The organism is Thalassotalea sp. 1_MG-2023, assembly GCF_030546745.1.
GTDB lineage: Bacteria > Pseudomonadota > Gammaproteobacteria > Enterobacterales > Alteromonadaceae > Thalassotalea_C.
In genome coordinates this window covers 1-26,106 of the sequence record NZ_JAUOPD010000019.1, presented here as the reverse complement: position 1 = coordinate 26,106, position 26,106 = coordinate 1, and the positions used below count along the sequence as shown (strand labels likewise).

Annotated in this window: 23 protein-coding genes; 12 read left to right on the top strand and 11 right to left on the bottom strand. The window is 39.0% G+C overall.

The annotated features are described in order from the left end of the window. Positions 1-70: 70 nt before the first annotated feature. On the bottom strand, positions 71-1,369 hold the full coding sequence (eno, locus tag Q4489_RS13915; RefSeq protein ID WP_303481327.1) for a phosphopyruvate hydratase: 1,299 nt from the start codon (positions 1,367-1,369) through the stop codon (positions 71-73). Between the two features lie 131 nt (positions 1,370-1,500). Then, positions 1,501-3,144, bottom strand: a complete 1,644-nt coding sequence (locus Q4489_RS13910; RefSeq protein ID WP_303481326.1) for a CTP synthase — start codon at positions 3,142-3,144, stop codon at positions 1,501-1,503. Positions 3,145-3,397: 253 nt separating this feature from the next. Here Q4489_RS13910 and Q4489_RS13905 point away from each other — a divergent pair, with 253 nt between their 5' ends. Continuing rightward, positions 3,398-3,982, top strand: a complete 585-nt coding sequence (locus Q4489_RS13905) for a DUF4202 domain-containing protein (RefSeq protein WP_303481324.1) — start codon at positions 3,398-3,400, stop codon at positions 3,980-3,982. Positions 3,983-4,052: 70 nt separating this feature from the next. On the opposite strand, the gene Q4489_RS13900 is transcribed toward Q4489_RS13905, so the two are convergent. The 3 genes from Q4489_RS13900 to Q4489_RS13890 all read right to left on the bottom strand — a co-directional run bounded on the left by Q4489_RS13900 (position 4,053) and on the right by Q4489_RS13890 (position 8,859). Beyond that, the gene (locus Q4489_RS13900) at positions 4,053-4,412 is read right to left on the bottom strand and encodes a YbaN family protein (RefSeq protein WP_303481322.1); all 360 of its coding nucleotides are present in this window, start codon (positions 4,410-4,412) and stop codon (positions 4,053-4,055) included. 170 nt (positions 4,413-4,582) lie between these two features. Further along, entirely contained in the window at positions 4,583-5,671 is a 1,089-nt protein-coding gene (locus tag Q4489_RS13895; protein WP_303481320.1) for a metallophosphoesterase, read from the bottom strand. A 122-nt stretch (positions 5,672-5,793) separates the two neighbouring features. Further along, positions 5,794-8,859, bottom strand: coding sequence for a TonB-dependent siderophore receptor (locus Q4489_RS13890; RefSeq protein WP_303481318.1), 3,066 nt, complete (start codon positions 8,857-8,859; stop codon positions 5,794-5,796). Between the two features lie 378 nt (positions 8,860-9,237). Here Q4489_RS13890 and Q4489_RS13885 point away from each other — a divergent pair, with 378 nt between their 5' ends. Beyond that, the gene (locus tag Q4489_RS13885; protein WP_303481317.1) at positions 9,238-11,370 is read left to right on the top strand and encodes a winged helix-turn-helix domain-containing protein; all 2,133 of its coding nucleotides are present in this window, start codon (positions 9,238-9,240) and stop codon (positions 11,368-11,370) included. Here the strand turns inward: Q4489_RS13885 and Q4489_RS13880 are convergent. Both Q4489_RS13880 and Q4489_RS13875 read right to left on the bottom strand, forming a co-directional pair. Beyond that, positions 11,367-12,371, bottom strand: a complete 1,005-nt coding sequence (locus Q4489_RS13880; RefSeq protein ID WP_303481316.1) for an ABC transporter permease — start codon at positions 12,369-12,371, stop codon at positions 11,367-11,369. The two genes, Q4489_RS13885 and Q4489_RS13880, sit on opposite strands and share 4 nt — an antisense overlap. Before the next feature lies 1 nt (position 12,372). Then, positions 12,373-13,257 carry an ABC transporter ATP-binding protein gene (locus tag Q4489_RS13875; RefSeq protein WP_303481315.1) on the bottom strand — a complete coding sequence of 295 codons (885 nt, stop codon included), beginning with the start codon at positions 13,255-13,257 and terminating at the stop codon, positions 12,373-12,375. 156 nt (positions 13,258-13,413) lie between these two features. On the opposite strand from Q4489_RS13875, the gene Q4489_RS13870 reads away from it, so the two are divergent. Further along, positions 13,414-13,599: a hypothetical protein gene (locus Q4489_RS13870; RefSeq protein WP_303481314.1), complete on the top strand. Its 186-nt coding sequence runs from the start codon at positions 13,414-13,416 to the stop codon at positions 13,597-13,599. Positions 13,600-13,604: 5 nt separating this feature from the next. After that, positions 13,605-13,826 (top strand): hypothetical protein, encoded by a 222-nt coding sequence (locus Q4489_RS13865; protein ID WP_303481313.1) that lies wholly within the window; start codon positions 13,605-13,607, stop codon positions 13,824-13,826. Positions 13,827-13,835: 9 nt separating this feature from the next. Here the strand turns inward: Q4489_RS13865 and Q4489_RS13860 are convergent, their stop codons facing one another. After that, entirely contained in the window at positions 13,836-15,965 is a 2,130-nt protein-coding gene (locus Q4489_RS13860) for a GNAT family N-acetyltransferase (protein ID WP_303481312.1), read from the bottom strand. Between the two features lie 177 nt (positions 15,966-16,142). On the opposite strand from Q4489_RS13860, the gene napE reads away from it, so the two are divergent. From napE to Q4489_RS13820, 8 genes are all read left to right on the top strand, one after another. Then, on the top strand, positions 16,143-16,304 hold the full coding sequence (napE, locus tag Q4489_RS13855) for a periplasmic nitrate reductase, NapE protein (protein ID WP_303481310.1): 162 nt from the start codon (positions 16,143-16,145) through the stop codon (positions 16,302-16,304). A gap of 85 nt (positions 16,305-16,389) precedes the next feature. After that, positions 16,390-16,680: a chaperone NapD gene (locus Q4489_RS13850; protein WP_303481308.1), complete on the top strand. Its 291-nt coding sequence runs from the start codon at positions 16,390-16,392 to the stop codon at positions 16,678-16,680. Positions 16,681-16,689: 9 nt separating this feature from the next. After that, positions 16,690-19,188, top strand: a complete 2,499-nt coding sequence (napA, locus tag Q4489_RS13845; protein ID WP_303481306.1) for a nitrate reductase catalytic subunit NapA — start codon at positions 16,690-16,692, stop codon at positions 19,186-19,188. A 9-nt stretch (positions 19,189-19,197) separates the two neighbouring features. Beyond that, positions 19,198-19,668, top strand: coding sequence for a nitrate reductase cytochrome c-type subunit (locus Q4489_RS13840; protein ID WP_303481305.1), 471 nt, complete (start codon positions 19,198-19,200; stop codon positions 19,666-19,668). Between the two features lie 6 nt (positions 19,669-19,674). Next, on the top strand, positions 19,675-20,265 hold the full coding sequence (locus Q4489_RS13835; RefSeq protein ID WP_303481304.1) for a cytochrome c3 family protein: 591 nt from the start codon (positions 19,675-19,677) through the stop codon (positions 20,263-20,265). Between the two features lie 196 nt (positions 20,266-20,461). Beyond that, positions 20,462-20,632, top strand: coding sequence for a PA3496 family putative envelope integrity protein (locus Q4489_RS13830; protein ID WP_303481303.1), 171 nt, complete (start codon positions 20,462-20,464; stop codon positions 20,630-20,632). Positions 20,633-20,792: 160 nt separating this feature from the next. After that, complete coding sequence (gene pdxH, locus Q4489_RS13825) at positions 20,793-21,446, top strand: pyridoxamine 5'-phosphate oxidase (protein ID WP_303481302.1); 654 nt, start codon at positions 20,793-20,795, stop codon at positions 21,444-21,446. A gap of 66 nt (positions 21,447-21,512) precedes the next feature. Continuing rightward, the gene (locus tag Q4489_RS13820; RefSeq protein WP_303481301.1) at positions 21,513-22,262 is read left to right on the top strand and encodes a hypothetical protein; all 750 of its coding nucleotides are present in this window, start codon (positions 21,513-21,515) and stop codon (positions 22,260-22,262) included. 45 nt (positions 22,263-22,307) lie between these two features. Here Q4489_RS13820 and Q4489_RS13815 read toward each other — a convergent pair whose 3' ends face one another. From Q4489_RS13815 to Q4489_RS13805, 3 genes are read right to left on the bottom strand one after another with little or no spacing between them, the layout of a single operon-like run. Further along, on the bottom strand, positions 22,308-23,441 hold the full coding sequence (locus tag Q4489_RS13815) for a sodium ion-translocating decarboxylase subunit beta (protein WP_074496079.1): 1,134 nt from the start codon (positions 23,439-23,441) through the stop codon (positions 22,308-22,310). Between the two features lie 8 nt (positions 23,442-23,449). Then, a complete protein-coding gene (gene oadA, locus Q4489_RS13810; RefSeq protein ID WP_303481300.1) occupies positions 23,450-25,222 on the bottom strand; it encodes a sodium-extruding oxaloacetate decarboxylase subunit alpha in 1,773 nt (590 codons plus the stop codon). Between the two features lie 12 nt (positions 25,223-25,234). Further along, complete coding sequence (locus Q4489_RS13805) at positions 25,235-25,507, bottom strand: OadG family protein (protein WP_303481299.1); 273 nt, start codon at positions 25,505-25,507, stop codon at positions 25,235-25,237. Positions 25,508-26,106: the final 599 nt, after the last annotated feature.

Here is a 26,106-nt window from a genome sequence, read left to right as displayed (position 1 = left end):
CAAGAAATATCCATAAAAAAACCACGTTAGTGAATTGTTTCAATAACGTGGTTTTTATGAAATGAATAAACTATTGACCTTTTACTTCAGATAAACCGTTAAATATTGCTTTATCACCTAAGTATTCTTCAATTCTTAATAATTGGTTGTACTTAGAAACACGGTCAGAACGACATAACGAACCAGTTTTAATTTGACCTGCAGCAGTACCCACAGCTAAATCAGCAATGGTTGCATCTTCAGTTTCACCACTGCGGTGTGAAATAACAGCAGTAAACCCAGCATCTTTTGCCATTTTAATTGCCGCTAAAGTTTCAGTTAATGAACCTATTTGGTTAAACTTGATCAAAATTGAGTTACCAATACCTTGTTCAATACCACGAGCTAATATTTTAGTATTGGTCACGAATAAGTCATCACCTACGATTTGTACTTTATCGCCAAGTAATTTGGTTTGATAAGCAAAGCCGTCCCAGTCTGATTCATCTAACCCATCTTCAATAGATACAATAGGGTATTGTGCGCAAAGCTCAGCTAAAAAGTCAGAAAACTCATTGGCTGTAAATTGCTTGCCTTCGCCTTTCAGATCGTAAATACCTTTATCAGCATCATAAAATTCTGATGCTGCACAATCCATTGCTAACGTAACATCTTCACCTAGCTTATAGCCTGCTGCTTCAGTTGCTTCTTTAATAACAGCTAATGCATCAGCATTAGATTCTAAATTAGGTGCAAAGCCGCCTTCATCACCAACGGCAGTGTTCATACCTTTTGCTGATAACACTTTTTTTAATGCATGAAAGATTTCAGCGCCAACACGAAGTGCTTCTGTAAAGCTTTTAGCAGACACGGGCTGAATCATAAACTCCTGAATATCAACATTATTATCTGCGTGCTCACCGCCATTTAATATATTCATCATAGGTAAAGGTAGCGAATATTGGCCAGATGTACCGTTTAGATCTGCGATATGTTCAAATAATTGAACTTTCTTTTCCATTGCAGCGGCTTTTGCATTAGCAAGCGATACCGCTAAAATAGCATTTGCACCGAACTTTTCTTTATTTTCAGTACCATCTAAATCGATCATCGTTTGATCTATTTCAGCCTGTGCCAATGCACTTTTACCAATCAGTGCAGGAGCAATACTCTCATTGACTGCTGCAACCGCTTTTAATACCCCTTTACCCAAGTAACGTGATTTATCACCATCACGCAATTCAAGTGCTTCACGTGAACCTGTTGATGCCCCAGAAGGAGCCGCAGCGCGTCCCCAAGCACCTGATGCTAAAAACACATCTGCTTCTACGGTAGGGTTTCCGCGTGAATCCATTATTTCACGTGCAATCACTTTACTGATATTTGACATTGTTTTTCCTCTGACTCATGTTCATGACAGCCTATGAACAAGCTAATTATAAATAATGTACTTACATCGACAAAAGTAAACGTAAGTGTTAAAAACACAAAACCGCAGCAAGAGCCACGGTTTTAAAAAGATTATGCTTTATTTGATTTATTTTTACGGTACTCGTAAGCAGCCGCAATAAAGCTCTCAAATAGCGGGTGTCCATCTCGAGGCGTTGAATTAAACTCCGGATGAAATTGTCCTGCAATAAACCAAGGGTGATCTGGAATTTCTATCACCTCTACCAAGCTCTTATCGGTAGATAACCCAGAAAAAACTAAACCAGCCTTGCCGATTTTATCTCTGTAGTTATTATTTACCTCATAACGGTGACGGTGTCTTTCATAAATTGTTTCACTACCATATACGTCGCATACCTTGGTACCTTTCAGTAAGTGACACAATTGTGACCCTAGGCGCATCGTACCGCCTAAATCTGAGTTTTCATCACGATATTCCATTTGGCCTTCTTCGTCTAACCACTCATTAATAAGACCAACAACAGGATATGGCGTTGCTTGATTAAACTCAGTACTGTGCGCGTCTTCCATACCCACTACATTACGTGCAAACTCTATTAAGGCAACTTGCATACCTAAACAAATACCTAAATAAGGCACTTTGTTTTCTCGGGCGTATTGTGCAGCAAGTATTTTCCCTTCTACGCCACGTTCACCAAAGCCACCAGGCACTAATATAGCGTGTAAATCATCTAACTGTTGAGTACCCTTTGATTCAATATTCTGAGAATCGATATATTGAATTTTAACATTCAACTGGTTTTTCAACCCTGCATGTTTCAGTGCTTCATTAACTGATTTATAGGCATCAGGTAACTCGATATATTTACCTACCATGCCAACTCTAATTTCGCTGATTGAATTCGCTTCTTGGTACAGTACTTTTTCCCATTCAGATAAATCAGCTTCCGGTGCGTCTATACCAAAACGTTTCGTTACTAATTCATCAGCACCCTGCTCTTTTAAAATTGCGGGAATTTTGTAAATTGAGTCTACATCACGCATCGCAATAACCGCACGTTCTGCTACATTACAGAATAAAGCAATTTTACCACGCTCGTTAGCAGGTATTGGGTTTTCACTACGACATACTAATAAGTCAGGAAAAATACCAATAGAACGTAACTCTTTTACAGAATGCTGCGTAGGTTTAGTTTTGATTTCACCTGATGCGGCTAAATATGGCACAAGCGTTAAATGCATAAACATAGCACGCTCGCGGCCTAACTCTGTACCTAGTTGTCGTATAGCTTCTAAAAAGGGTTGTGATTCAATATCACCAACCGTACCGCCAATTTCAACCATCGCAATGTCAGCACCTTCAGCGCCTTCGATTACTCTGCGTTTAATGTCGTTGGTAATATGCGGTACTACCTGAATAGTTGCACCTAAGTACTCACCTCTACGCTCGCGCGCAAGTACATCTTGATAGATGCGGCCCTGAGTGAAGTTATTTCGCTTTGTCATTTTGGTACGAATGAAGCGCTCGTAGTGACCTAAGTCTAAGTCAGTTTCAGCACCATCTTCTGTAACAAAAACTTCACCATGTTGAATGGGGCTCATTGTCCCTGGGTCAACATTAATATATGGATCTAACTTTAACATCGTAACTTTCAAGCCACGTGCCTCAAGAATTGCCGCAAGAGATGCTGCCGCAATACCTTTACCAAGAGACGATACAACGCCACCGGTTACGAAAATATATCTAGTTGTCATGCGTTACCCAGAATCAGGAAAATTAGAAAAATTTGCGTTTTTGTGTGTTGAATCGGCAAGAAAGTGCGATGAAATATTACACTAATGCCACCTCAACAAGACGGGAGAGCATTATACGCATTTCGCTGATTAACAACAACACAAAGTTGTCACCAATCTATATAAAATAGTCGATAATATTCGAAACGAAAACTTGCAGAGATGTTCGAAAACGATATCATCTGTATATATCTCCTGTTTAAAGAGCGTTTATATGAATGTAAAACGTTGTCAGCAAGCTTTCGCTGCTATTGATAAAATTAACCGACAAGATCCAAATACACTCACCATCAATAATGAAAGCGTTGCAAAAGAATTAATTTACGGTCATCAAATGACTGCCTGCCTAAATAAATACTGGCCAGAGGCAAATGAGTGTTTACAAGTTGCCGTAAGAGCACAACACGTCAAACGTTGGTATATCGCCCGCACAGAATATCCCGAAGGTAAACAAGGCTACTTAACTTGGCGTAAAGACTTAGGGAAAATGCACGCAGATATTGCCAAAAAGGTTATGTTAGAACATGGTTATAATGAACAAGAAGCTGAACACACCGCTAAAATCATTAGAAAAGAAAAATTAAAACGAGATCAAGACAGTCAAACACTTGAAGATGTTGCCTGTTTAGTGTTCTTACAGCATTACTTTGCACCGTTTGCTGAAAAACATAGCGATGAGAAAGTCATTTCTATCTTGCAAAAAACGTGGAGAAAAATGTCAGCGCAAGGACAAGATATTGCATTAACATTTACGTTGCCTTCCCATTTAGCTGCATTGGTGAACAAAGCCCTAACTTAGCAACAAAGCAATGTTTAACCATTGCTTTGTTTGCATGGAATACAAATCAGTCGTCTGTAGTAGCATTACTTTATTCAATGCGTTTACCTGCGATAGGCAAACGCCATATAAAAATAAACGGTCCACAAATTAGCAGTACTGTGAGTATTTTCAACCACATATACTCTAAAACATACAACGACCAAGCAGCAGCTATTAACATCGACGCTAAAGCAATCACTTTTCCCTTTTTAGGAATGCTTCTTGATTGTTGCCAATGGTAAATTAATGGACCAAATACTTTATTTGCCAGCAACATGTTGTAAAGCCGAGGCGACGATTTAGCAAAACACGCCGCGGCCACCAACAAAAATGGCGTGGTAGGTAATAGAGGTAACACTGCACCAAGGGCGGCAAGTGCAACAAAAAATATACCAATAACTTTTAACAACAGCGTATCCTACAATCAACATTACAGGTACAGTATAGCAATAATATATTTGAGTATTCACCTACACAAATACCCAACTTGCGTTTTCAAAGACAGACCCTTAGATGAAATAACGTCTCCATGTTATTGCTATCGATTACTAACGATATGATTATCGATGATAGTTCATATTACTCATGGTTTTCTAACGGTAATTGTTTACCATCTAGTGTACCGCGCCATTTTTTATCGCCGTCGACGATTAACACTTCGCCATATTGTCCACGTTTGATACTTGAATCTATAGCAATCACTCGGCCTTGATGTTTTGTTAAGACTTCTTTTTGCGACGTATGCCCAATCACAAGGTGCTTTACATCGAAATGCTTAAGCAGCAAATCAATTTCAGCAGACGTTGCACCATTATCTTTTAATAAACCACGATACCAAACTGGCCCTTTCTTTTTATGTAAGAACTCACCAAGCTCTGATCTTGACTCAGGTAATTCTCGTTTAATGAGATTCTTTTTAAAGCTTGTATTGATGCTTGCTAAGGTCAGTTGTTTTTCTACTAGTTCAGGATGAAATCCCCCATGAGCAAACAACATATTGTTAATTTTTACTAATACAGGTTTACTTCTTAACCAGTCACCAAGTACTGTATTTTTGTCGAAAAGTAATTCAAACGGTGAATCTAAAATTCTCGCAACATCAAGGTATTTGGGATGTAAATAACGAAGATCACCGTTAAGCACCATTACTTCATGGTTACCTAAAAGTAAGTGAACATAACCACCAGCAGCTTTTGCTTGCTGCTCTAACTGATAAATAAACCATAATATTTCAGTCACTTTGTCACCACGATCAAAAATATCGCCAGTGATCACAAAATGTCCTTTGCCTAATGCCCAATTATTCCCGCTGTCAATTACACCATTACGTTGTAATAAGCGTTTCATAATCGCATATTGCCCGTGAAAATCACTTGTTGCCACAATACGTTGTTTGGTGTTGAACGTAAGCGTGGTTTTTTCAATAAAGTCGATATTCGACAAGGTTACCGGGTAACCACAGTTATCAATTTGCATGCGGGCAATAAATGATAACCCTTGATAGCGTTTTGCTTGACTATTGATAACACACTCAACGGTAAGCTCGCCTTCTTGTTTCTTAATATAAGGTCCGTCAGAAACAAACATTGATTGCTCATCATCTGTTGCATAACTTGAAACACTCGCTCCAAGTAACCCAAGCAGTAACCATTTACCGATATTAGACATATTAATACCTATAAATATTAAATAAAAAACACATCCCTGTGCTGCACTTAGCAGTAACGTCCATATCACTTGATTTCACGTCCTTGTGAAAATGATTCGTCCAGAGAGAATTTATCAGCTGATTAGAACTTTATTTCTGCACCAGCATAAATGAATCGTCCTTTTCCGCCGCCGTAAGAGCTGTCATAGTTGCCTTTACCGCCTAGGATGAATGGACCATTGTTATCAAACACGTTGTTAACACCACCAAATAAGCGTAACTCCGCACCGCTGCTTAAATCAGTGCTGTAAGAAACAGACACATCATTACGCACATATGACGGTAAGAATAACTGGTAAGGTTTTTCTGGGTTATCAACACACACACTTGAGTCTTCAGCACATGCTGCGTAGTATTCAGTGATCACACCACCATTACCTTCTGCATCAAGCGGCTCGTAAAAATCATCATAAAGTGACTTACTTGAAACAACGTCGCTCTTATATTTCATGCTCCAACGAACACGCCAGCTATCTTTGTACCAAGTTACCGATGCACTTGCCGCATCTTGGAATACGTCAGCAGATAATGAGCCGGTGTAATCTGTCGTGTATTGGCCATCAGGAGATGTTTTTGTTTCTTGGTAGCTTATTACATGAGTCCAATCGGCTTTGATTTTAACATTACCATATTCATTTAAATCAAAACGATATTCAGCGGCTACATCATAACCACTGGTACTGATTTCATCTTGGTTATAAAGACGTTGCATTACACCAATAATTTGGCCATCAGTTGGGTCACGTTGTACGTCATTACAAAAAGGGTTATCACTACCAAACGCTAGCGAAGAGTTATAACAAAACTCAATGATATCTTCGTTACCAAATGAGGTGATCGCATCTTCAATTGAAATGTCATAGTAATCAATCGCCATTCTAAAACCATCTAAGAATGCCGGCGCCATCGTGATACCAAGTGTTACTGTTTCCGCGGTTTCTTCAAATAAGTCGGCATTACCCACATTAGGTGAATAACCACTATTCTCGTCATCAAATTGACCTTCAGCAGCAATTTCGGCAGCAATTCCTGGAATTTGTCGGCAATTTGCATGGCCTTCATCTGTTGATGTCGCAGTAACTCCATCACAAATATCATCAAATGAATCGTAATCACCACGCGGTGGTGACATGGCTTCAGTAATCGTTGGTGCACGTTGCGCACGAGCCCAATTAGCACGAACAGCGTACCCTTCGATAGGTTCCCACACTAAACCTGCTTTGTAACTTTGTACTAAATCGATGTTATCTAAGTCGTATTCAGCCAATCGAACTGATACCTCAGCTGATAAGTTTTTCGCACCTTCAACATCTTTTAATAATGGGAATGCCGCCTCAGCAAACACTTCTGCAACACTTAAATCACCTTTAAAATCAGGCACGTAATTAAACGTTACACCGCCATCAGGTACATTTGTGCTTACTTCTTGTGAATCTTTACGGTATTCAAAACCAAATACCGAAGACACCATACCAGCTGGCATTTCAAACAAGTCGCCCGCCATATAACCAAGCATATTGAATTGCTCAATATCAGTGTTGATGGTTGGATTTGCACGAATGTAATCAGCTGCTTCATCAGAAATAGCGCCTTCACCAAATAAGTTTAACGGTACACAGCCTTCGCCGCGAGCAGTAGCGTCAACACATTGGTAACCACCATTACCGTCACTTTCTACGTCTAATGCATTGCGTACATTTGAAACATAAAGCTCATTAAAACGACGTTGACGTTGTTCGAACTTACCAAAACCTACAGATAAATCCCAATCCCATTCGCCATCGAACATAGTACCTTGTAAACCAGCCCACGAACGAATAGTTCTTCGAGTGTTATCGGTAACAATGTTTCCAACTTCAGCAAAATTTCTATCCCATTTTACACCGCTAGAACTTGCTTGATCGCGAATTTCTTCCGGCATAAACGGATTGTTTTTAGGGATACGACCGATACAGTCTTCACCAAACTCGCCCGTCGATGAATCACGGGTAACAATTAAATCACATTCATCTTCACTTTCAGGTGCTTTATCATTGATTGAACGGTTATAGCTATATTGTAACTGACCGTAGAACATCGTATCGTCAGTTAGATCATAATCAACTTTTACTGCCGCAGATGCTTTTTCATCAGGTACACGAAGCATTACAAACTGATTAGTATTAATGCCGTAGCGTTCTTCATGCCAATCATCGCGTAAACCATTTTGATCATACCAAAAGCCAGCATCTGGACGTGTGCTACTTTCTTCATCAAATACGCCACCAGGGATCGAGTCACTTAAACTGCGCCAATCCGCTTTCGTTATGTCACGCATACATTGATCGCCAGTTTCCGTTAGCATTACATTACACATAAGATCATCATCATAATCCCATGAGTCTTGCTGTTGCGCACGGCTGCGATCTTCAAAATCTAAACCAAATTCACGGTCATAGCTTGTTGCTAGGAAAATGCTACCACGGCCATCAGCGATATCTGTACCAAAATCCATATCTAAACCGTACTCGCGAGCACCGCCGTCTGTTGATTCACCGCCACGTGCTTTAAAAGAAAAACCTTCGGCATCTTTTTTAGTAATAATGTTTACAACACCTGCAATAGCGTCTGAGCCATATGCAGCTGATGCACCACCAGTGATAACTTCTACGCGATCTACCATACCTGAAGGTATAGTGCTTAAGCTGACATAGTTACCGCTATAACTGTTAGACACAACACGACGACCATCAATTAACGTTAACGTACGGTTCGTACCTAATTCACGTAGATCAATAGTTGAAAGGCCGGTATTTTGCACACTTGATTGAGAGTTACTGTTACTTGTGCCTTCTGATAATTGAGGAAGTTCATCAATTAAGATATCTGATAAAGAACCAATACCAGTATCTTCAATGGCTTCTCTGTCCATTGTCGCTAATGGTGTCGCAACACTGAAACTATCGCGTCTTAAGCGTGAACCTGTCACGGTAATTTTTTCAGGCTTATCTTCTTTTACCTGTTTTTCTGACGAACTTTGAGCTGAAGAAGATTGTGCTTCCACTTCAGCAAGTAACTGATTTTCATCAGCTGAAGCAGTACCAGAGATAGCAACAACAGAGCTAAACATAGCTGACTGTATCGCGACCGAAATACGTGTTTTTTTCATGACATTTCCCTTATTTTTTATGTGACTTTCTTTTTATTCTGCCAACTTTCATGCACCACTTAGTTCATAAAAAATGTGACAGTAATTATAAGCAACGACTTTTATTATTTTTGCTTTAGCTACTTATTTACGTAAGTGTAGGTTATGGCACAATCGGCTGAGCGTCTTTTCTATCTCTATTTAACATCTATTTTTATTTTTCCTTTTAAAATCATTAAGTAATAAATAACAATATCGTCATTGCTTTTTTGTATAAATGTAAAATAGTTACACTTTTAAGACGAGTTTATATTGTATGTGTTGTGAGTAATCGCTATTATTATTTTGCAACGTTTTTGTACTCCACCCCAAATATATAACAAGGCATTAGCTCGATTTATGATTTCAGATTCGGTATTCACTATTGGTCAATGTCAAGTGATCCCCATCGAATACGCGATTTGTTTTTCCGAACAAGAAAAACAATCCATTCAACCGAAATTCATAGAGCTGTTGTGCTATTTGGCAAAGGAATATCCACGCGTTATTCCCAGAGATGAATTGATAGAAAATGTCTGGAACGGCAACCAATACGTTGGCGAAAAAGCGCTAACCAATGCCATTTGGCACTTGCGTCAGAATCTGCAAGGTGCAGCTGGCGATAGTGAAGTGATTGAGACAATTAGAAAAGTAGGTTACCGATTATTAATTGAGCCCGTTTACTTACCCGTTACTGAGCCGCCAACTCCGTTAGAAAATGAAAGTCAATTGCCCACTGCTAATCAAGCCCCTAAAGGGGTCATTGCACTTGCTGTTGCTTTAATTGGCTTACTTGCAATTGTAGTTATGCAATTAACGCAACCAAAGCAATATAACGACCTAGTAGTTAGTGAAATTACCAAAGAACCGGGTACTGAGCTTTTTGCTTCGCCGTCACCTGATGGCCAACAAATTGTCTTTAAGTGGAGTGGTGAACAAGCTGATAATAATTTATATGTAAAAGATCGTACGAACGACAAACACCCACCAAAACAACTGACCTTTGGCAATAATCATCTAAGTCATTCTGTTTGGAGTAACGATGGCCAATATTTATATTTTGCCAAGCGTGCAGCTGATCGTAGCCAATGCCAAGTAATTCAATTAAAAATTAAAACACGAGAAGAAAAGCCTATTGCTGACTGCCCATTAAAAGGTGGTTATTACTACATTGATATTTCACCTGATGACAAAACCCTTGCCTTTCATGGCTTTCACGAACCGGCAGAAAACAACGGGATCTATTTTATTGATTTAACCGACCAACAAAGCCAGCCGATTCGCTTTTCCTGTAGTAGAGATTGTGGTTATAAAGACAGAGACTTTAAATTTTCCCCTGATGGAAAACATATTGCTGTTACCCGACGTGTTAGCCGTTTTAATGAAAATATTTATCTGGTAAATCTTGCTAGCAAAAAAGCGACCCCTATTACTTATAATGAAGAAGACATAGTAGGCTTAACTTGGCACCCTTCTGGCAAAAAACTGGTATATGCTGCTCAACGAGCTGATCGAAGAACAGGTCATATTGTTGATATTGCTAAAAAGAAAACGGTTAAAATTGATATTGATGGCTTTAGTTACCCTGCATTTGCCAACAAAAGTGGAGAATTGTTTTTTCAACAACGAAGTGAAAAATACCATTTAGCAACACTCGCTCTTGATAGTGATATCGTTTCAACACCTTTTCCGTTGATACAATCAGAATTTAGCCATCATCACCCACATTATTCTAAACAGCAAAACAAAATTGCTTATGTGTCTAATGAGTCAGGTTTTTATGAACTATGGTTAACTGATACCTCTGGAAAAAATCGCACCCAGTTAACCTTTTTAGAGCGTTCTATCCGTTACCCGCGATGGTCACACGACGGTTCAAAAATTGCGTTTCTGGCACCAATAGAAGGTAATGAATCAGACAGAATTTACATCTACCATATGGACACGCAAAAGTTGTCTATCGTGCCTAGCCAACATAAAGAACACAATCGTCCTACCTGGTCTTGGCAAGACGACGCCATTATTTCTGCAGTCTATGAAAGTGAATACGTAGATTTACATCAAATTGACATAACAACGGGAGAAAGCAAACGCTTAACGTTTGATGGTGGTCGCTTTGGTGTTATGACTTCCCCTTCAACGTTAGTGTATACTGCCAACAAAAAAGGACTTTGGCAGAAAGAATTAGATAATAATTTGTTTAATGACAACCCTTTAGAGAAGCTATCTGGAAAGGTTTTTAGAGTCACGTATGCATGGGAGTATACCAACCAAGGTATTTATTACCGTAAAAATTATCGGCGTTACCACCTTATTAGCTTTTACAGTTTTGCCACGCAAACTATCACGCCATTAGTTAAATTACCAAAAGGTTCTTTAGGTTCTTATACCAACTTATCAACACTTGCTAGTATAGATACTTTATTGTTTACGCAGGCTGATTCGCCTCAGTCAGATATTAAAAAGTTAACCCACCCGTTTATACAAAATTAACGTTCTGTATTCCAATTAAAAAAATAAGCGCCTAGCGATAAGAAAACGGTAGTCATCACCGCCATTATCGCTAAGTGATAACTAATATCTGATAAACTTGCCCCTTCTGTAATAATTTTTCGTGCGCCTGACACTAAATGAGTCAAAGGTAAAAAGTCAGCAAAAAATTGTAACCCTTTAGGTGCGCCTTCAAGGCTAAACCAAACGCCGGAAAGCATCATCATTGGCCAAGAAACTAGATTCAGCAATCCGCCAGTAAGCTCTTCACTTTTACTTCTTGAAGCCATCAATAACCCTAAGGTGATCAAACTTAATGACCCCAGTAAACCAACGATAAATAAATCTAAATAGCTGCCTAACATATAGAAATTAAAGAAAACGTTACAGCCAATATAAATAATACTTGAGGTTAGCATCACGATAATCGTGCGTGATACTAATTGCGCACTGACAAATTCTAATGCCGTTAGCGGAGTTGCCTTTAATCGTTTTAAAACTGCATTTTTTCTATACCTGACAATGACATACCCCACACCAAACAAGCATGAAAACATCATATTCATTCCTAAAATACCGGGTAACACCCAATCAACATAGCGTATTTTTTCACCCTTAGTTGATAATGCTTCAAAGCCTGATTGCTCAGCTAAAAATATTTTTTCAACTAAATAACCATTAGGAGAGTCTTGATTGATCCAATACCGTTGATTGGTAAAATCAACCACCATATCAAGGCTGTGATGAGCAAGCTTAGTTTGCGCAAGCGTGACATCTTGGTAATCAACAAAATCTATATACTTCGTTTGCAGAAAGTTTGATTCAACATTTGTTAAATCTATCACACCTACTTTATAAGCGGCTTTACCATCACCAGAGAAAACAAATGAAAGCACCACTAACAAAATAACAGGAAATAAAATACTCCAACCTAACGATGACTTATCTCTAACAAATTCTAAATTACGTGCCTTAACGACAGCTAAAAACCGACTAATGTTCATATTATTCTCTCAACGAATGACCTGTTAACTTTAAAAACAGATCATCAAGATTCGGCGACTTTACATGTAGCCCCGTTAGTGAAATATTTTGTTTTATCAAATATGCTAATGTTTGTTCTACGGTTGACGTGGATATAACCACCTTGTTGCCTTCAATCAACCAGTTGTTTTCTGCAACTATCTGTTTATCGATATCTTCTTTTGGCAGATTGATAAAAACATCTTTAAAATGTCTAGAAAGTAACTGTTCAGGTGTGCCCTGTTCAATGACTTTGCCTTTATCCATGATTGCTACATCGTCACAAAGTTGCTCTGCTTCGTCCATATAATGTGTCGTTAAAATGACTGTTTTATTGTTGGCTTTTATTTTACCTATCAACTGCCAAAAATTTCGTCTTGCTTGTGGATCTAACCCTGTTGTTGGTTCATCTAAAAAAACAATATCGGGGTCATTAATTAATGCCAATGCCAATAACAAACGTTGCTTTTGACCGCCAGATAATAAGCGGTTATCGCGCGATAGAAAATCACCTAAATCACATAATTCAATTAAACGTTCATGGCTTATCGTCTGTTGATAAAATGAAGAGAAAAGCGTTAATGTTTCTTTTACCGTTAGAAAATCTTGCAAAGCCGTATGTTGAAATTGAATACCTATTTGTTGAGAAATATCAGTAGTAGTAGCAGTTTTTCCATAGTAGTTCACTTGGCCAGAAGAGGGTTTGATGATCCCTTCCATAATTTCAATTGTTGTTGTTTTGCCTGCACCATTTGGACCTAGCAAACCGAAACATTGGCCTTGATTAATAGTAAAATCTACGCCATCAACTGCATTTAACTCACCATATTTTTTTGTTAACCCTTTTACTTCAATGACTGGTGTCATTAAATTACTCCATAATATTACTTACACATCAGATAGTAACGCTAAAATCGGTACTTAACAACATCAACAAAGCATTAAATACGATTAATTATCATTTGTATTAAGTTAATTGAATGACTACAGTTGTTACTACCAGTGTCAACGTAAGGAACAAGCATGACAAAAAATAAAGCGACCCCCCAAACTAGAGAACTTGCACAGGTTGCCCTGCCACAACATTTGTTAGCAACATTGATCACGTCAGGCGTAATTCACGGTAATGAATGCCAAAGTTTAAATTCCGCTGCAAAGAAAGTTATTTGGCAAAGCTTACTAACGAGCTGTGTAGGTAGACAGGATTAATAACAATGAAATGTATCGATATTACTCAGCAATATGCAACAACATCTGAACAATGGTTAACTATTCTACTCAACACCTATTGCGATGCCCCCAGTCAAGGGCTGGCAAAAACCATTGTTCACTATATTGAGAAAGTGATCATCTCAGTAGATTATTTACCAGAAACAACAAGCGTATGTGATTATCACACAATGCACCGGTTTTGGAGTTGGCAGTGTCGACGATAATTTCACTTATCAGCAAATTAAATTACCTAATAATAGTTGTAATTGGTGTTGAATGTGTTTTTTACCCGACATTGAAAACGCTTTGCAAATATCAGCATCACAGTGTTGTTGTAAAAGTTTAACAACCATAAAGTCTAAGGCGATTTCAGCGTCAGAAAACAACGTGCCTTTGATAATATCTTCAGCCACTACATGATCATTAGTTAAATAATGCAACATCCAAAGTTGCAAGCTAAAAGCACTTTGTAAAAATTGCATTTTTTTATCGCTAAATGCTTTAACGACAAGGTTATCGGTAGATGTTAATGGGGGTAACCATTGTGGCTGACCACTGTACATTAACTGTCGAATTAATGAAGCTGGTAGTTTTTGAAATACACTAGGTAAATAAAAGGCTACTTTTCGATAAAATTGTTCTGCCAAAGCATGTTCAATTGTTTTAGCTTGGTTATTCAGAGCTTGTAACAGTAACGCAGCATGTTCACCACTGGCTTGTACTTTTGACATTCCAAGATTAACCACAGCAAAACCATTTTTTTGCCAAAATGACACAACCGCTTGGTTTGCTGAAAAACTGGTTGCGACAAAATCAATAGCTAATTGTTCTGCTTCTGTTACTACAAAGCTAAGAAGTTTACTACCTATACCTAAATGTTGCATAGTCTCAGTAACAGCAATTCTATTTACGCGCCAATAACGATATTGAAAGGCGTTTTCAACAGATAGATGCCTGAGTAAATATTGCGGAATAAACTGATTGGCTAATTGCTTTTCATGATTGATCACGGAAGCTATATCTTCATTGCTTGCCTCGCCTTCTTCAACGATCAACGCTACTGCATTCACTGAATAATTATTTTCTTCATAGCCAATAACAATTCGTACCGCATTATTGTCGAGCAGTAATTTTAAATCAGACGGCGTGGTTTTATAATGCGCGCTCATGAGCACGGCAAACACTTGTGATAATAAGGCATTATCCCTAGTTAATTCATTATTAGTCACAAAGCGGAACTGTTGTCCCGTTGCGCCTTGTATTATTGGTAATGGTTCGTGTTGACAATCAAACAAGAAGGTGGAGTAAATAAGTGTTTCTAATGGATCATTTTCACGCCAGCGGATCGGCTGTTGAAGATGTAATGTGCGATATTGAGGAGAGATGTTAGCTAATAAACGCTGAAATTTAATGGCAAAACCTCTACCAGCCCCTTCATAGCCGTGTTGTGTTGATGAAAACACAATGCGTTTATAATGTGTAGCAACATCAGACAATAAATGTACTGGAATAGCTGCTGCCTCATCCACTAACAGTAATTGACATGTTGGCTTTGTTTCTAATAACACATCTATTGGAATAAACTTTACACAATGCTGTTGATATTCGAATAAACCTTTAGTTAACACACCTTGTGGACAATGTATCGACAGCTGCTGAAAAAATACATTTAACGCATTTATGGTTGGCGCACAAATAATGATAGTAACTGGCTGTTGCTGCGTTGCTTGCAATAAAAGGTAAGCACTTGCCAACGCTAATGCGGTTGATTTTCCTCGCCCTCTATCTGCTGTTAACACTAACGGACGATTTCTATGGCCATCAGTAACACGTAAAATACCATCCACAGCATGCTGTTGTTCTAAGGTTGCACAACCTTTTTTTAAGCCCTTAGGTTGAGGGGCAATCTTATCCAGTTTTACTGGGTTAATAACAGGTAATGATGATGCTGTAATAGTTATAACATTATGATTTCGAGCAAACTCAGTTTCTATGCGCTGCATAAATGAGCTAGGTTTACCGTTTGTTGGCTTTAACCACAATAGCACTCCGCCGGCTTTAATTGTGCCTGATAATGCAGCAAAGGCATCGGGATGAAAGTTTTCATCAGCAAAAATAACCAAATCATTTTCGCGGCCTAATTGATGGCGGTAGTTGTGTTTATTTCCTGGTAAGTACGGCTGAGAATCTCCCCACAAATATATGCTGCCATTTTTCTTCTGATAAAAATAAAAAAAACGTTCAGCTACTTTGTGCTGCCATGAAAGCTCACCTTCTGCAATCACTAGTCTTCGTTCATTTGCAGCTAAAATATCAGGTTGCCACGATGATAACCATTGTAATAACTCGTCAGAAGAATGCACTTAACTACTCAATTACTCTCATTAATAGGAGATTTATCATACCAAGCAATAACCCAATTCTGAACTGATGTTAGCGATAATTCATCAGAAATATAAACGCACTTAACATTGATATGGATCAACTCTCTCGTTTTAGCTTTAGGCATAATGGCTAAAAACCTATGAAGGACAAACAATATGCCAAACGAAGTCACTCCAGAAAGGCAACGTAAGCATGAAAGAAACACCTTTATTTTTCTTGCGGTATTTTTAGCGCCGATTTTATCAGTCATTATCGTTGGTGGATTCGGTTTTGTTGTCTGGATATCACAAATGCTATTTGGCCCGCCTACTTCTTAAGAACGTTTAACAGACAGAAAGTAACAATCATCAGCCATGGAAAGTTACTAGAAGAAAGTTAAACGTATACTGCAAGAGACTTCTTATGAAAACAACAAACAGCAAACCAACAAATAATGGTTGTCCAGAATCAACCGAATACCATATCGCCAGTTTTGTAGCACATATTATTCCACAACAAACCGATGCGTTCAGCCAAGACCTTGAAGCGCAAAAAGGCGTACAAGTTCACGCAATCAGTGACGATGGCAAAGTAGTGTTTACTGTTGAAGCTCAACATCAAAAACATATTGCTTTTGTGGTAGAGCAGTTTAGAAATTTTATCGGGCTTTACAGTTTATCGCCTGTTTATCATCAATTTATAACCGAAGAATAAGGTGACAAAATGAATATTAATCGCCGCGAGTTTATTAAAGCTAATGCTGTTGCCGCTGCTGCGGCAGTTGCAGGGGTATCAGTTCCTGCCACTGCATCAAATTTGATCACGAGCAGTGACTTAACTAAATTAAAATGGGATAAAGCCCCTTGTCGCTTTTGTGGCACAGGGTGTAGTGTCAACGTTGGAGTCATGGACGGTAAAGTCGTTGCGACTCATGGTGATATTAAATCTCCAGTTAACCGCGGTTTAAACTGCATAAAAGGCTATTTTTTGTCGAAAATTATGTATGGCAAAGATCGCCTTACAACCCCTTTACTTCGTATGAAAGATGGTAAGTTTGATAAAAATGGTGATTTCGCGCCTATCACTTGGGATCAAGCGTTTGACATCATGGCTGAAAAAGCAAAACAAACACTCAAGAAAGTAGGTCCTACCGGAATTGGTATGTTTGGTTCTGGTCAATGGACAGTTTTTGAAGGATATGCGGCATCTAAATTATTTAAAGCCGGTTTTAGAAGTAATAACATTGATCCAAACGCAAGGCATTGTATGGCGTCAGCAGTTGGTGGCTTTATGCGCACTTTCGGTATCGACGAGCCAATGGGCTGTTATGATGATATTGAAGCAACCGACGCAATGGTGCTTTGGGGCTCTAATATGGCAGAAATGCACCCTATTCTATGGACAAGAATAACCGATCGCCGTTTAAGCGCCCCACATGTGAAGGTAGCCGTGCTTTCTACCTTCCAGCACCGTAGTTCAGACCTTGCTGATAACAGTATGATCTTCACACCACAAACCGATTTAGCTATTTTAAACTTTATTGCTAATTACATTATTACCACAGATCGTGTTAATAAAGATTTTGTCAATAAACATACTAATTTCCGTATGGGTAATACCGATATTGGTTACGGCTTGCGAGCAGAGCACCCACTAGAGAAACGTGCCAAAAATAATGGCTCAAACGCTGGCGGTTCGAAAGCAATTAACTTCAAAGAATATGCTGAATTTGTTAGCACTTATACCGCTGAATATACTTCTCAACTCTCTGGTGTTCCAATTGCAAATTTAGAAGCTTTAGCAGAGCTGTATGCAAACCCAAAAACCAAAGTTTGTTCTTTTTGGACGATGGGTTTCAATCAACACACGCGTGGCGTATGGGCAAACAACTTAGTGTATAACATTCACTTATTAACCGGGAAAATATCAACTCCTGGCAATAGTCCATTCTCATTAACAGGCCAACCATCCGCATGTGGAACGGCAAGAGAAGTCGGGACATTCTCACATCGTTTACCGGCAGACATGGTTGTTACCAACGATAAGCACAGAGCCTTTGCAGAAGAAAAGTGGAAACTGCCAAAAGGCACAATACCCGCAAAACCTGGTTACCATGCTGTTGTGCAAAACCGTATGTTAAAAGATGGAAAACTTAACTTCTATTGGGTGCAATGTAATAACAATATGCAAGCTGCAGCTAATATGAATGAAGAAGGCTACCCAGGTTATCGCCATCCTGATAATTTCATTGTTGTATCTGATCCTTACCCAACCGTTACCGCTCAAGCTGGAGATTTAATCTTACCCACTGCAATGTGGGTGGAAAAAGAAGGTGTTTACGGTAATGCAGAAAGAAGAACCCAAGCATGGTACCAAATGGTGGAAGCACCAAAGGGTGCAAAATCTGACCTATGGCAATTAGTCGAATTTTCTAAACGCTTTGCTATCGAAGAAGTGTGGCCGGAAGAGTTATTGGATAAAAACCCTTCGTATAAAGGTAAATCTATGTATGAAGTGCTTTATGAAAATGGTCATGTAAACAAATTTTCAATCAACCAAGTACCAACAGACAGGCTCAATGATGAAGCTCGTCACTTTGGTTTTTATATTCAAAAAGGATTATTTGAAGAATATGCGAGTTTTGGCCGAGGAAAAGCTCATGATTTAGCCTATTATGATCGTTATCATGAAGAACGTGGACTTCGTTGGCCTGTCGTCGACGGAAAAGAAACTCGATGGCGCTTTAAGGAAGGTTCAGATCCGTATGTAACCCCAGGTAGTGATTTTGAATTTTATGGCAAACCTGACGGAAAAGCCGTGATCTTCGCACTGCCCTATGAGCCGCCAGCTGAAGTACCAGACGCTCACTTTGATTTATGGTTATCCACCGGCCGTGTATTAGAGCACTGGCATTCAGGTTCTATGACTCAACGAGTACCTGAACTCTATAAAGCAATGCCAGACGCCCTCGTTTATATGCATCCTGATGATGCTAAAGCGCGGAAAATGCGACGCGGCGATTTGGTTAAAATACAGTCTCGTCGAGGCGAAGTACAAACCCGTGTAGAAACCAGAGGACGTAATAAGCCACCTAAAGGTTTGGTTTACATGCCGTGGTTTGATGCCAGCAGATTAGTCAACAAGGTGACCTTAGATGCAACTGATCCACTCTCTAAACAGACTGACTTTAAAAAGTGTGCTGTCAGAATAGTAAAAGCTTAGGAGGATGATATGAATAAAGCAATGCAATATATATGTAACTCATTTTTATCATTAATATTAGTCACCACAACGGCTACCGCCTTTGACGATGTTGCAACGTTAAGAAAAGGGAAAGCGCTGGATCAGCAATCACCTTCATCACCCATTGCTAATGTTATGAATAACGACATAAAACGCGCCCGAAACTATCCTATGCAGCCGCCGGTGATCCCTCATAAAACACGAAATTATGAAGTAAACCTTAATACCAACAAGTGCATGTCGTGCCACAGTAGAAAGCGCACTGAAGAGTCTCAAGCGCCAATGGTAAGCGTTACTCACTATATGGATAGAGACGGAAACTTTCTCGCAGAAATATCGCCCAGACGCTATTTTTGCAACCAATGCCACGCGACTCAAACCGATGCAAAACCTTTAGTAGAAAACACCTTTATTGACATGCATCGTTTAATGAAAACAAAGCAAAAAAGTGATAATTAGGAGTGTATGATGAAAAAGATCATTAGCATTGGCTGGCAAACACTCAAAAAGCCTAGTGCATATTTTAGTTTAGGCTTTCTCGTTATCGGTGGTTTTATCATGGGCATTATCTTTTGGGGTGGTTTTAATACTGCACTAGAAGCAACTAATACCGAACAATTTTGTATTTCTTGCCACGAAATGGAAGACAATGTTTATGAAGAAATGAAAACGACCATTCATTTTTCAAACCGTTCAGGGGTACGTGCCACCTGCCCCGACTGTCATGTTCCGCATAAATGGACAGATAAAATAGCCAGAAAAATGCAAGCTTCAAAAGAAGTATGGGGTAAAATATTCGGCACAATAAACACTCGAGAAAAATTTCTCGCTCACCGAAAACGTTTAGCACAAAATGAATGGACACGCCTAAAAGCTAATGACTCACTAGAGTGTCGAAATTGCCATAATTTTGATTACATGGACTTTACCGCTCAAAGTGGCAGAGCAGCTCAACAACATTCAACGTCGCTTGCTAGCGGTGATAAAACTTGTATCGATTGTCATAAAGGTATTGCGCACCAGTTGCCTGATATGAAAGGTGTTGAAGGCTGGTAAAATAACACTCAAATAGCCGATAGCACTGCTGTAATTTGGCAGTAGTGCTTTTGAACGGCTTTTCCATCAACTGTTGTTAAGACACATTTTTTACACTGAAAATTTGACCGATAAAGTTTCCTTGCCTATGTTCACATTATTAGGATGAAAACTACGAAAGTGATATTCGTTATTCGCATGAACTAGGTATAAAAACATGACTTATGACAAACACGACGATGCACACAATCAACAACTTAACAATGATGAACCTGATGTACACGCGTTACCAACAGCAGAAAACAACGCCAAAGTAAGACGTAAAATCGATGATTTATTGGAGCAGAAACGTTTAAAAGACTTACTTGATGATTGGGATTCATCGTAAATTTATATACCTTACTTTTTTATGGCAATAATTATTCAGTATTAACCGTTTAGTTAATATTGTTTATTTACATTATGTTTTGCCATTTCCTCATTCTTTTTCTATAAAACTCATATCGTTATTGATAAAATAGTCAAATTCAAATATTGGAGTTGACTGCATGACCTTTTTAGAGAAGTTACGCTGCCTATTTACTTTTGGCCAAGGCGTTGCTTTACCCTTACCTGATATTCAACCAAACCAATCTCCTTTTGATTTATTTCAACAGTGGTTTGATGATGCCAATAAGTCAGGCATTTTATTGCCAGAAGCGATGTCGGTCAGCACTGTCAGTGATAGTGGTCAACCCAGTTCTCGCATGGTGTTATTAAAATCATTCAACGAACAAGGTTTCGTTTTCTATACCAACTATGGCAGTCGGAAACATCAAGAATTACAACACAACGATAAAGTTGCATTACTATTTCATTGGAATGTATTACAACGACAAGTTCGTATTGAAGGCTCCGTTGAAAAGATCACGCCTGAAGAATCTACACGCTATTTTCATAGTCGTGACCGAGGTAGCCAAATTGGCGCTTGGGCATCAAAGCAAAGCCAGAAACTCAGTCACGACAATACACTCAAAGAACAATTTGAAGCATATCAACAAAAATTTTCAGGTCAAGAAGTGCCATTGCCCGAATTTTGGGGTGGTTTACGCGTTAAGCCACATTACATGGAGTTTTGGCAAGGAAGAACTAGCCGACTACATGATCGGATATGTTTTGAAAAAAGTAATGAAGGCTGGCAACAATATAAAATACAACCTTAACAACGATAGATTGCGATACTTTTTATAATTATGTTAGGGTGAATAAAAGCAGCAGGGATTTAATACGTGAAGAAACTTTTAATTATCTTATTGTTAACGTTTTCAATGACGGGTAATGCAGAGTGTATTTTCGTTGAACTTGAACCATTTCCGCCCGTTATAAACGATGATGGTTCAGGGATCTTACCTGATATGTTAGCAGCAATTGAAGCCAAAACAGACTTATCTTTTCAAGTCACAATAGCAACCTATGCCCGAGCAAAAAAAGATCTGCATGACGGTAAAGTGAAATTAATCGGATTAACGCCAAAGGGCAATGAATCTAAAAGCTTTTATCGAGGGGCAATAGAGTTAGACTGGTTTTTTCAAGCGACAGTAGATATCTACGCACAAAGCCCCCGGTATCTTAACGAAGAAAACTTAACCACCAACAGCATCGGTACTTTGACAGGTAATGCTGACTTTATGTCAATGGTGACGAATATCCCTAGAGAAAAGTTTATAGAAGTCAGTAGCCTTGAGCAGTTAGCTAGGTTAATCGTCAAAAAGCGCATAAAGGCTGCTATTTTTGAACGCGCATCAATGATGAGTACTATCAGCCGCTTAAAGCTTGCCAACATACATTACAACAAACTTATTACAATTCCTGCTGGTCTTGCCGTTAAAAAAACACGTGCAGGTCAAACCTTAAAAAAACAGCTTGATAAAGCCTTATTGACTCTGAATACGCGAGCCTACTTAACACCATTAAATAATTTTAACCAATTGGCAAACGCTGGAATAGTCACGACGATTTCGGACAAAAAAAAACGTTAATCGTGATAAACATCGATTAACGCTTTTTCTATTAACTTGTAACTTTTACTGACCAACCAATGCTAATAAAATACCGGCTGCCACTGCAGAGCCTAACACCCCGGCGACATTTGGCCCCATAGCGTGCATCAGTAAAAAATTATGTGGATTAGCTTCTAAGCCTACTTTATTCGCTACTCGTGCTGCCATCGGTACCGCAGACACACCAGCCGCTCCAATTAACGGGTTTACTTGCTCGCTACTTAGTTTATTCATCAGTTTCGCCATTAATACCCCAGAAGCTGTACCAATTGAAAAGGCAACAGCACCTAAACCGAGGATACCTAATGTTTCAACATTCAAAAACTGATCAGCACTTAATTTAGAACCAACGCCTAAACCTAAGAATATCGTAACAATATTGATAAGCTCATTTTGCGCAGTTGAACTTAAACGATCAACGACACCACATTCACGCATTAAGTTACCTAAACAAAACATACCAACTAATGGCGTAGCCGCAGGTAAAAAGAAAATTGTCATCAACAAGACACCCAACGGAAAGATAACTTTCTCAATTTTGGTTACATGACGTAACTGTGCCATTTCAATCTTACGTTCTTTTTCGGTGGTTAAAGCTCTCATGATTGGTGGTTGAATAATGGGTACTAACGCCATATATGAGTATGCTGCTACTGCAATAGCGCCAAGAAGCTCTGGTGCTAGCTTAGAAGCTAAGAAAATAGCTGTTGGGCCATCTGCACCACCAATAATCGCAATTGCAGAAGCATCTTGTAACGTAAATTCGAAGCCAGGGATCGCATTCAATGCGATAGCACCAAATAATGTCGCAAAAATACCAAATTGCGCCGCAGCCCCTAAAAACAAGGTTTTAGGGTTCGCGATTAGCGCGCCGAAATCGGTCATTGCACCTACACCCATAAATATTAATAGCGGGAATATACCCGTATCAATACCAGCGTAATACACATAATGTAATAGACCACCGACCTCAGAAAAACCTGCAACAGGTATGTTAGTCAGTATGGCACCAAACCCCATTGGCACAAGTAGCAGCGGTTCAAAATTTTTCGCGATAGCGAGAAATAAAAGCCCACAACCAACAAGCATCATAATAACTTGGCCTAACTCAAAATTTGCTAAGCCTGTTGATAACCATAAAGTATTTAACTGCTCCATGTTATCACCTACGCTAAAGTCAGTAAGGTTTCGCCAACAGTAACGGCATCCCCTTCTCTAACATGAATAGAAGCAACCTGACCTGCCGATACAGCTCGCACTTCAGTTTCCATTTTCATCGCTTCCATGATGATAACCACATCGCCTGCGGCAACCTCTTCACCTTCATCAACAAGTACTTTAAAAATATTACCTGCCAATGGTGCATTTAAGGTTTCACCTGCACTGACCGGTGCAGATTGTTTTATTTCAGCATCTGCAGTGGTAACTGAAGATACGCTGCCACTTGGGCCAACGACAACATCAAACACTTGTCCATCAACACTGACCGAGTAGTTCTCAGTAGTCGCTGATGCTTTCTTCGCCGTTGACGTTTGAGAGCTGTTCGCCTCTTTAGTCGGTGCTGGCTCAAAAGCATCTGGATTATTTCGATTTTCTAAAAATTTCAAACCTATTTGCGGAAATAATGCATAAGTTAGCACGTCATCAATTACTTCATCCGCTAGTGTAATGCTTTTTTCTTTCGCAATATTTTCAAGTTCGCTGGTGAGTTTATCAACTTCAGGTGTTAATAAATCAGCCGGACGACAGGTAATAGCCTCTTTGCCATCAAGCACACGATCTTGTAGCTCCGTATTAACCGGCGAAGCCGTTGCACCATATTCACCTTTAAGAACGCCTGCAGTCTCTTTTGTAATCGACTTATAACGCTCACCTGTTAGTACATTTAAAACCGCTTGTGTGCCGACGATTTGCGATGTTGGCGTGACTAACGGAATATTCCCTAGATCTTCACGTACCCTTGGAATTTCTTTTAATACATCATCAAATTTATCAGCAGCACCTTGTTCTTTTAACTGGTTTTCCATATTGGTTAACATGCCACCAGGTACTTGTGCTAATAAAATACGCGCATCTACGCCTTTTAGACTACCTTCAAAGTTTGCATATTTTTCTCGAACATCTCTGAAATATGCAGCCACCTCAGCAAGTTTTTCCATGTCTAAACCTGAATCACGCTCTGTTCCTTCAACAATAGAAACAATTGTTTCTGTTGGCGAATGACCATACGTTTGGCTCATAGATGAAATAGACGTGTCAATAACATCAATATCGGCATCAATGGCTTTCATGTGGGTAGCAACACTTAAACCGGTTGTTGCATGACAATGTAACGCAATAGGTAATGAGACAGTTTCTTTAAGACGGCTTATCAACTCGGCACCGTCATAGGGTTTCAGCAAACCTGACATATCCTTTATACATAAAGAATGTGCTCCCATGTCTTCTAGCTTTTTAGCCATGGTTAGCCAGCCCTCAAGAGTATGTACAGGGCTTTCTGTATAACTGAGCGTACCTTGCGCATGAGCACCAACATTAACTGCAGCTTTAATTGCAGTTTGAAGGTTTCGAACATCATTCATAGCATCAAATATTCGAAAAACATCTACACCATTGACATGTGCTCTTTCAACAAACTTTTCAACAACATCATCCGCATAATGGCGATAGCCTAAAATATTCTGGCCTCTAAATAACATTTGTTGTTTAGTTTTCGGCATTGCTTTTTTTAATTCACGAATTCGATGCCAAGGATCTTCTCCTAAATAACGAATACATGAGTCAAACGTAGCACCACCCCATGACTCTATTGACCAGAAACCAATATCATCTAATTTTGATGCGATCGGCAGCATATCTTCTAAACGTAATCGAGTGGCAAGTAAAGATTGGTGACCATCTCGTAATACAACTTCGGTAATACCTAGTGCTTTTGACATGTGTATTCGCTCCTATGCTTTATCGCCATGTTTTTGTTTATATTGAGTAACAGCCGAGCCTATCGCCGCAACGACTTGGGGTGTTACACCATTAGAGGCAATATTTGTTTTCTTTGCTTTAGGTTTTGATTTAGATTGAATAATAGGATCGGGATATTTGTTCGCAAGTTTTACTAGTACTAAGTTAATAAAAATAACGAGTAGCCCTAAAAATGCAAAAACAAAAACCATACCTGCTAACATTAATGTGCCAGCTTCAATAAAAGTTTGTAATAAACTGTCCATTTTTTATCCTAATCTAAAAAAGGTTGGAATTAGAATAATCACTCCAATTGGTAAAAAGCAAATATATTTTCGAGAACTCAGAAAAAAAATTTGAAGTCAACCCATAAAAGCCACATTTAAGCCGTGACATTCAATTATTTTCAATAATTATTCACATTTTTGTTATAAGAATTAATATTGTATACAATTACCCATTCCAATTTTTAAGGCTTAGAACAAAAAAAGACAATATTGTATGCAAAATACAATAATGCCAAATTGAATACACAATGAATGATTAAAGGGTCAGGTACATTTAAAAGCTTGAATCAAAATCGTGAAAATACAACGTTATCTTCATTAAATGTATCTAACTCTTTAAATTTTATTTTTAATATTGAGGACGCGGCAGGAGTCGAACCTGCGACCGAAAGGGATCATGTTTCGTAGCCAGCTTTTGCCCATAGTATAGCTATCCAGCTGAGCGACTTGTTTTTACACGACTCTTAAACGAAAAAACCAACCCGAAGGTTGGTTTAAAATGTGGCGGACGCGGCAGGAGTCGAACCTGCGACCGCCTGGTTCGTAGCCAGGTACTCTATCCAGCTGAGCTACGCGTC

What these genes read in the sequence shown, in the direction of transcription:
- eno (WP_303481327.1), bottom strand. Translation starts at nt 1,369, where the DNA reads ATGTCAAATATCAGTAAAGTGATTGCACGTGAAATAATGGATTCACGC.
- Q4489_RS13910 (WP_303481326.1), bottom strand. Translation starts at nt 3,144, where the DNA reads ATGACAACTAGATATATTTTCGTAACCGGTGGCGTTGTATCGTCTCTT.
- Q4489_RS13905 (WP_303481324.1), top strand. Translation starts at nt 3,398, where the DNA reads ATGAATGTAAAACGTTGTCAGCAAGCTTTCGCTGCTATTGATAAAATT.
- Q4489_RS13895 (WP_303481320.1), bottom strand. Translation starts at nt 5,671, where the DNA reads ATGTCTAATATCGGTAAATGGTTACTGCTTGGGTTACTTGGAGCGAGT.
- Q4489_RS13890 (WP_303481318.1), bottom strand. Translation starts at nt 8,859, where the DNA reads ATGAAAAAAACACGTATTTCGGTCGCGATACAGTCAGCTATGTTTAGC.
- Q4489_RS13885 (WP_303481317.1), top strand. Translation starts at nt 9,238, where the DNA reads ATGATTTCAGATTCGGTATTCACTATTGGTCAATGTCAAGTGATCCCC.
- Q4489_RS13880 (WP_303481316.1), bottom strand. Translation starts at nt 12,371, where the DNA reads ATGAACATTAGTCGGTTTTTAGCTGTCGTTAAGGCACGTAATTTAGAA.
- Q4489_RS13875 (WP_303481315.1), bottom strand. Translation starts at nt 13,257, where the DNA reads ATGACACCAGTCATTGAAGTAAAAGGGTTAACAAAAAAATATGGTGAG.
- Q4489_RS13870 (WP_303481314.1), top strand. Translation starts at nt 13,414, where the DNA reads ATGACAAAAAATAAAGCGACCCCCCAAACTAGAGAACTTGCACAGGTT.
- Q4489_RS13865 (WP_303481313.1), top strand. Translation starts at nt 13,605, where the DNA reads ATGAAATGTATCGATATTACTCAGCAATATGCAACAACATCTGAACAA.
- napE (WP_303481310.1), top strand. Translation starts at nt 16,143, where the DNA reads ATGCCAAACGAAGTCACTCCAGAAAGGCAACGTAAGCATGAAAGAAAC.
- Q4489_RS13850 (WP_303481308.1), top strand. Translation starts at nt 16,390, where the DNA reads ATGAAAACAACAAACAGCAAACCAACAAATAATGGTTGTCCAGAATCA.
- napA (WP_303481306.1), top strand. Translation starts at nt 16,690, where the DNA reads ATGAATATTAATCGCCGCGAGTTTATTAAAGCTAATGCTGTTGCCGCT.
- Q4489_RS13840 (WP_303481305.1), top strand. Translation starts at nt 19,198, where the DNA reads ATGAATAAAGCAATGCAATATATATGTAACTCATTTTTATCATTAATA.
- Q4489_RS13835 (WP_303481304.1), top strand. Translation starts at nt 19,675, where the DNA reads ATGATGAAAAAGATCATTAGCATTGGCTGGCAAACACTCAAAAAGCCT.
- Q4489_RS13830 (WP_303481303.1), top strand. Translation starts at nt 20,462, where the DNA reads ATGACTTATGACAAACACGACGATGCACACAATCAACAACTTAACAAT.
- pdxH (WP_303481302.1), top strand. Translation starts at nt 20,793, where the DNA reads ATGACCTTTTTAGAGAAGTTACGCTGCCTATTTACTTTTGGCCAAGGC.
- Q4489_RS13815 (WP_074496079.1), bottom strand. Translation starts at nt 23,441, where the DNA reads ATGGAGCAGTTAAATACTTTATGGTTATCAACAGGCTTAGCAAATTTT.
- oadA (WP_303481300.1), bottom strand. Translation starts at nt 25,222, where the DNA reads ATGTCAAAAGCACTAGGTATTACCGAAGTTGTATTACGAGATGGTCAC.
- Q4489_RS13805 (WP_303481299.1), bottom strand. Translation starts at nt 25,507, where the DNA reads ATGGACAGTTTATTACAAACTTTTATTGAAGCTGGCACATTAATGTTA.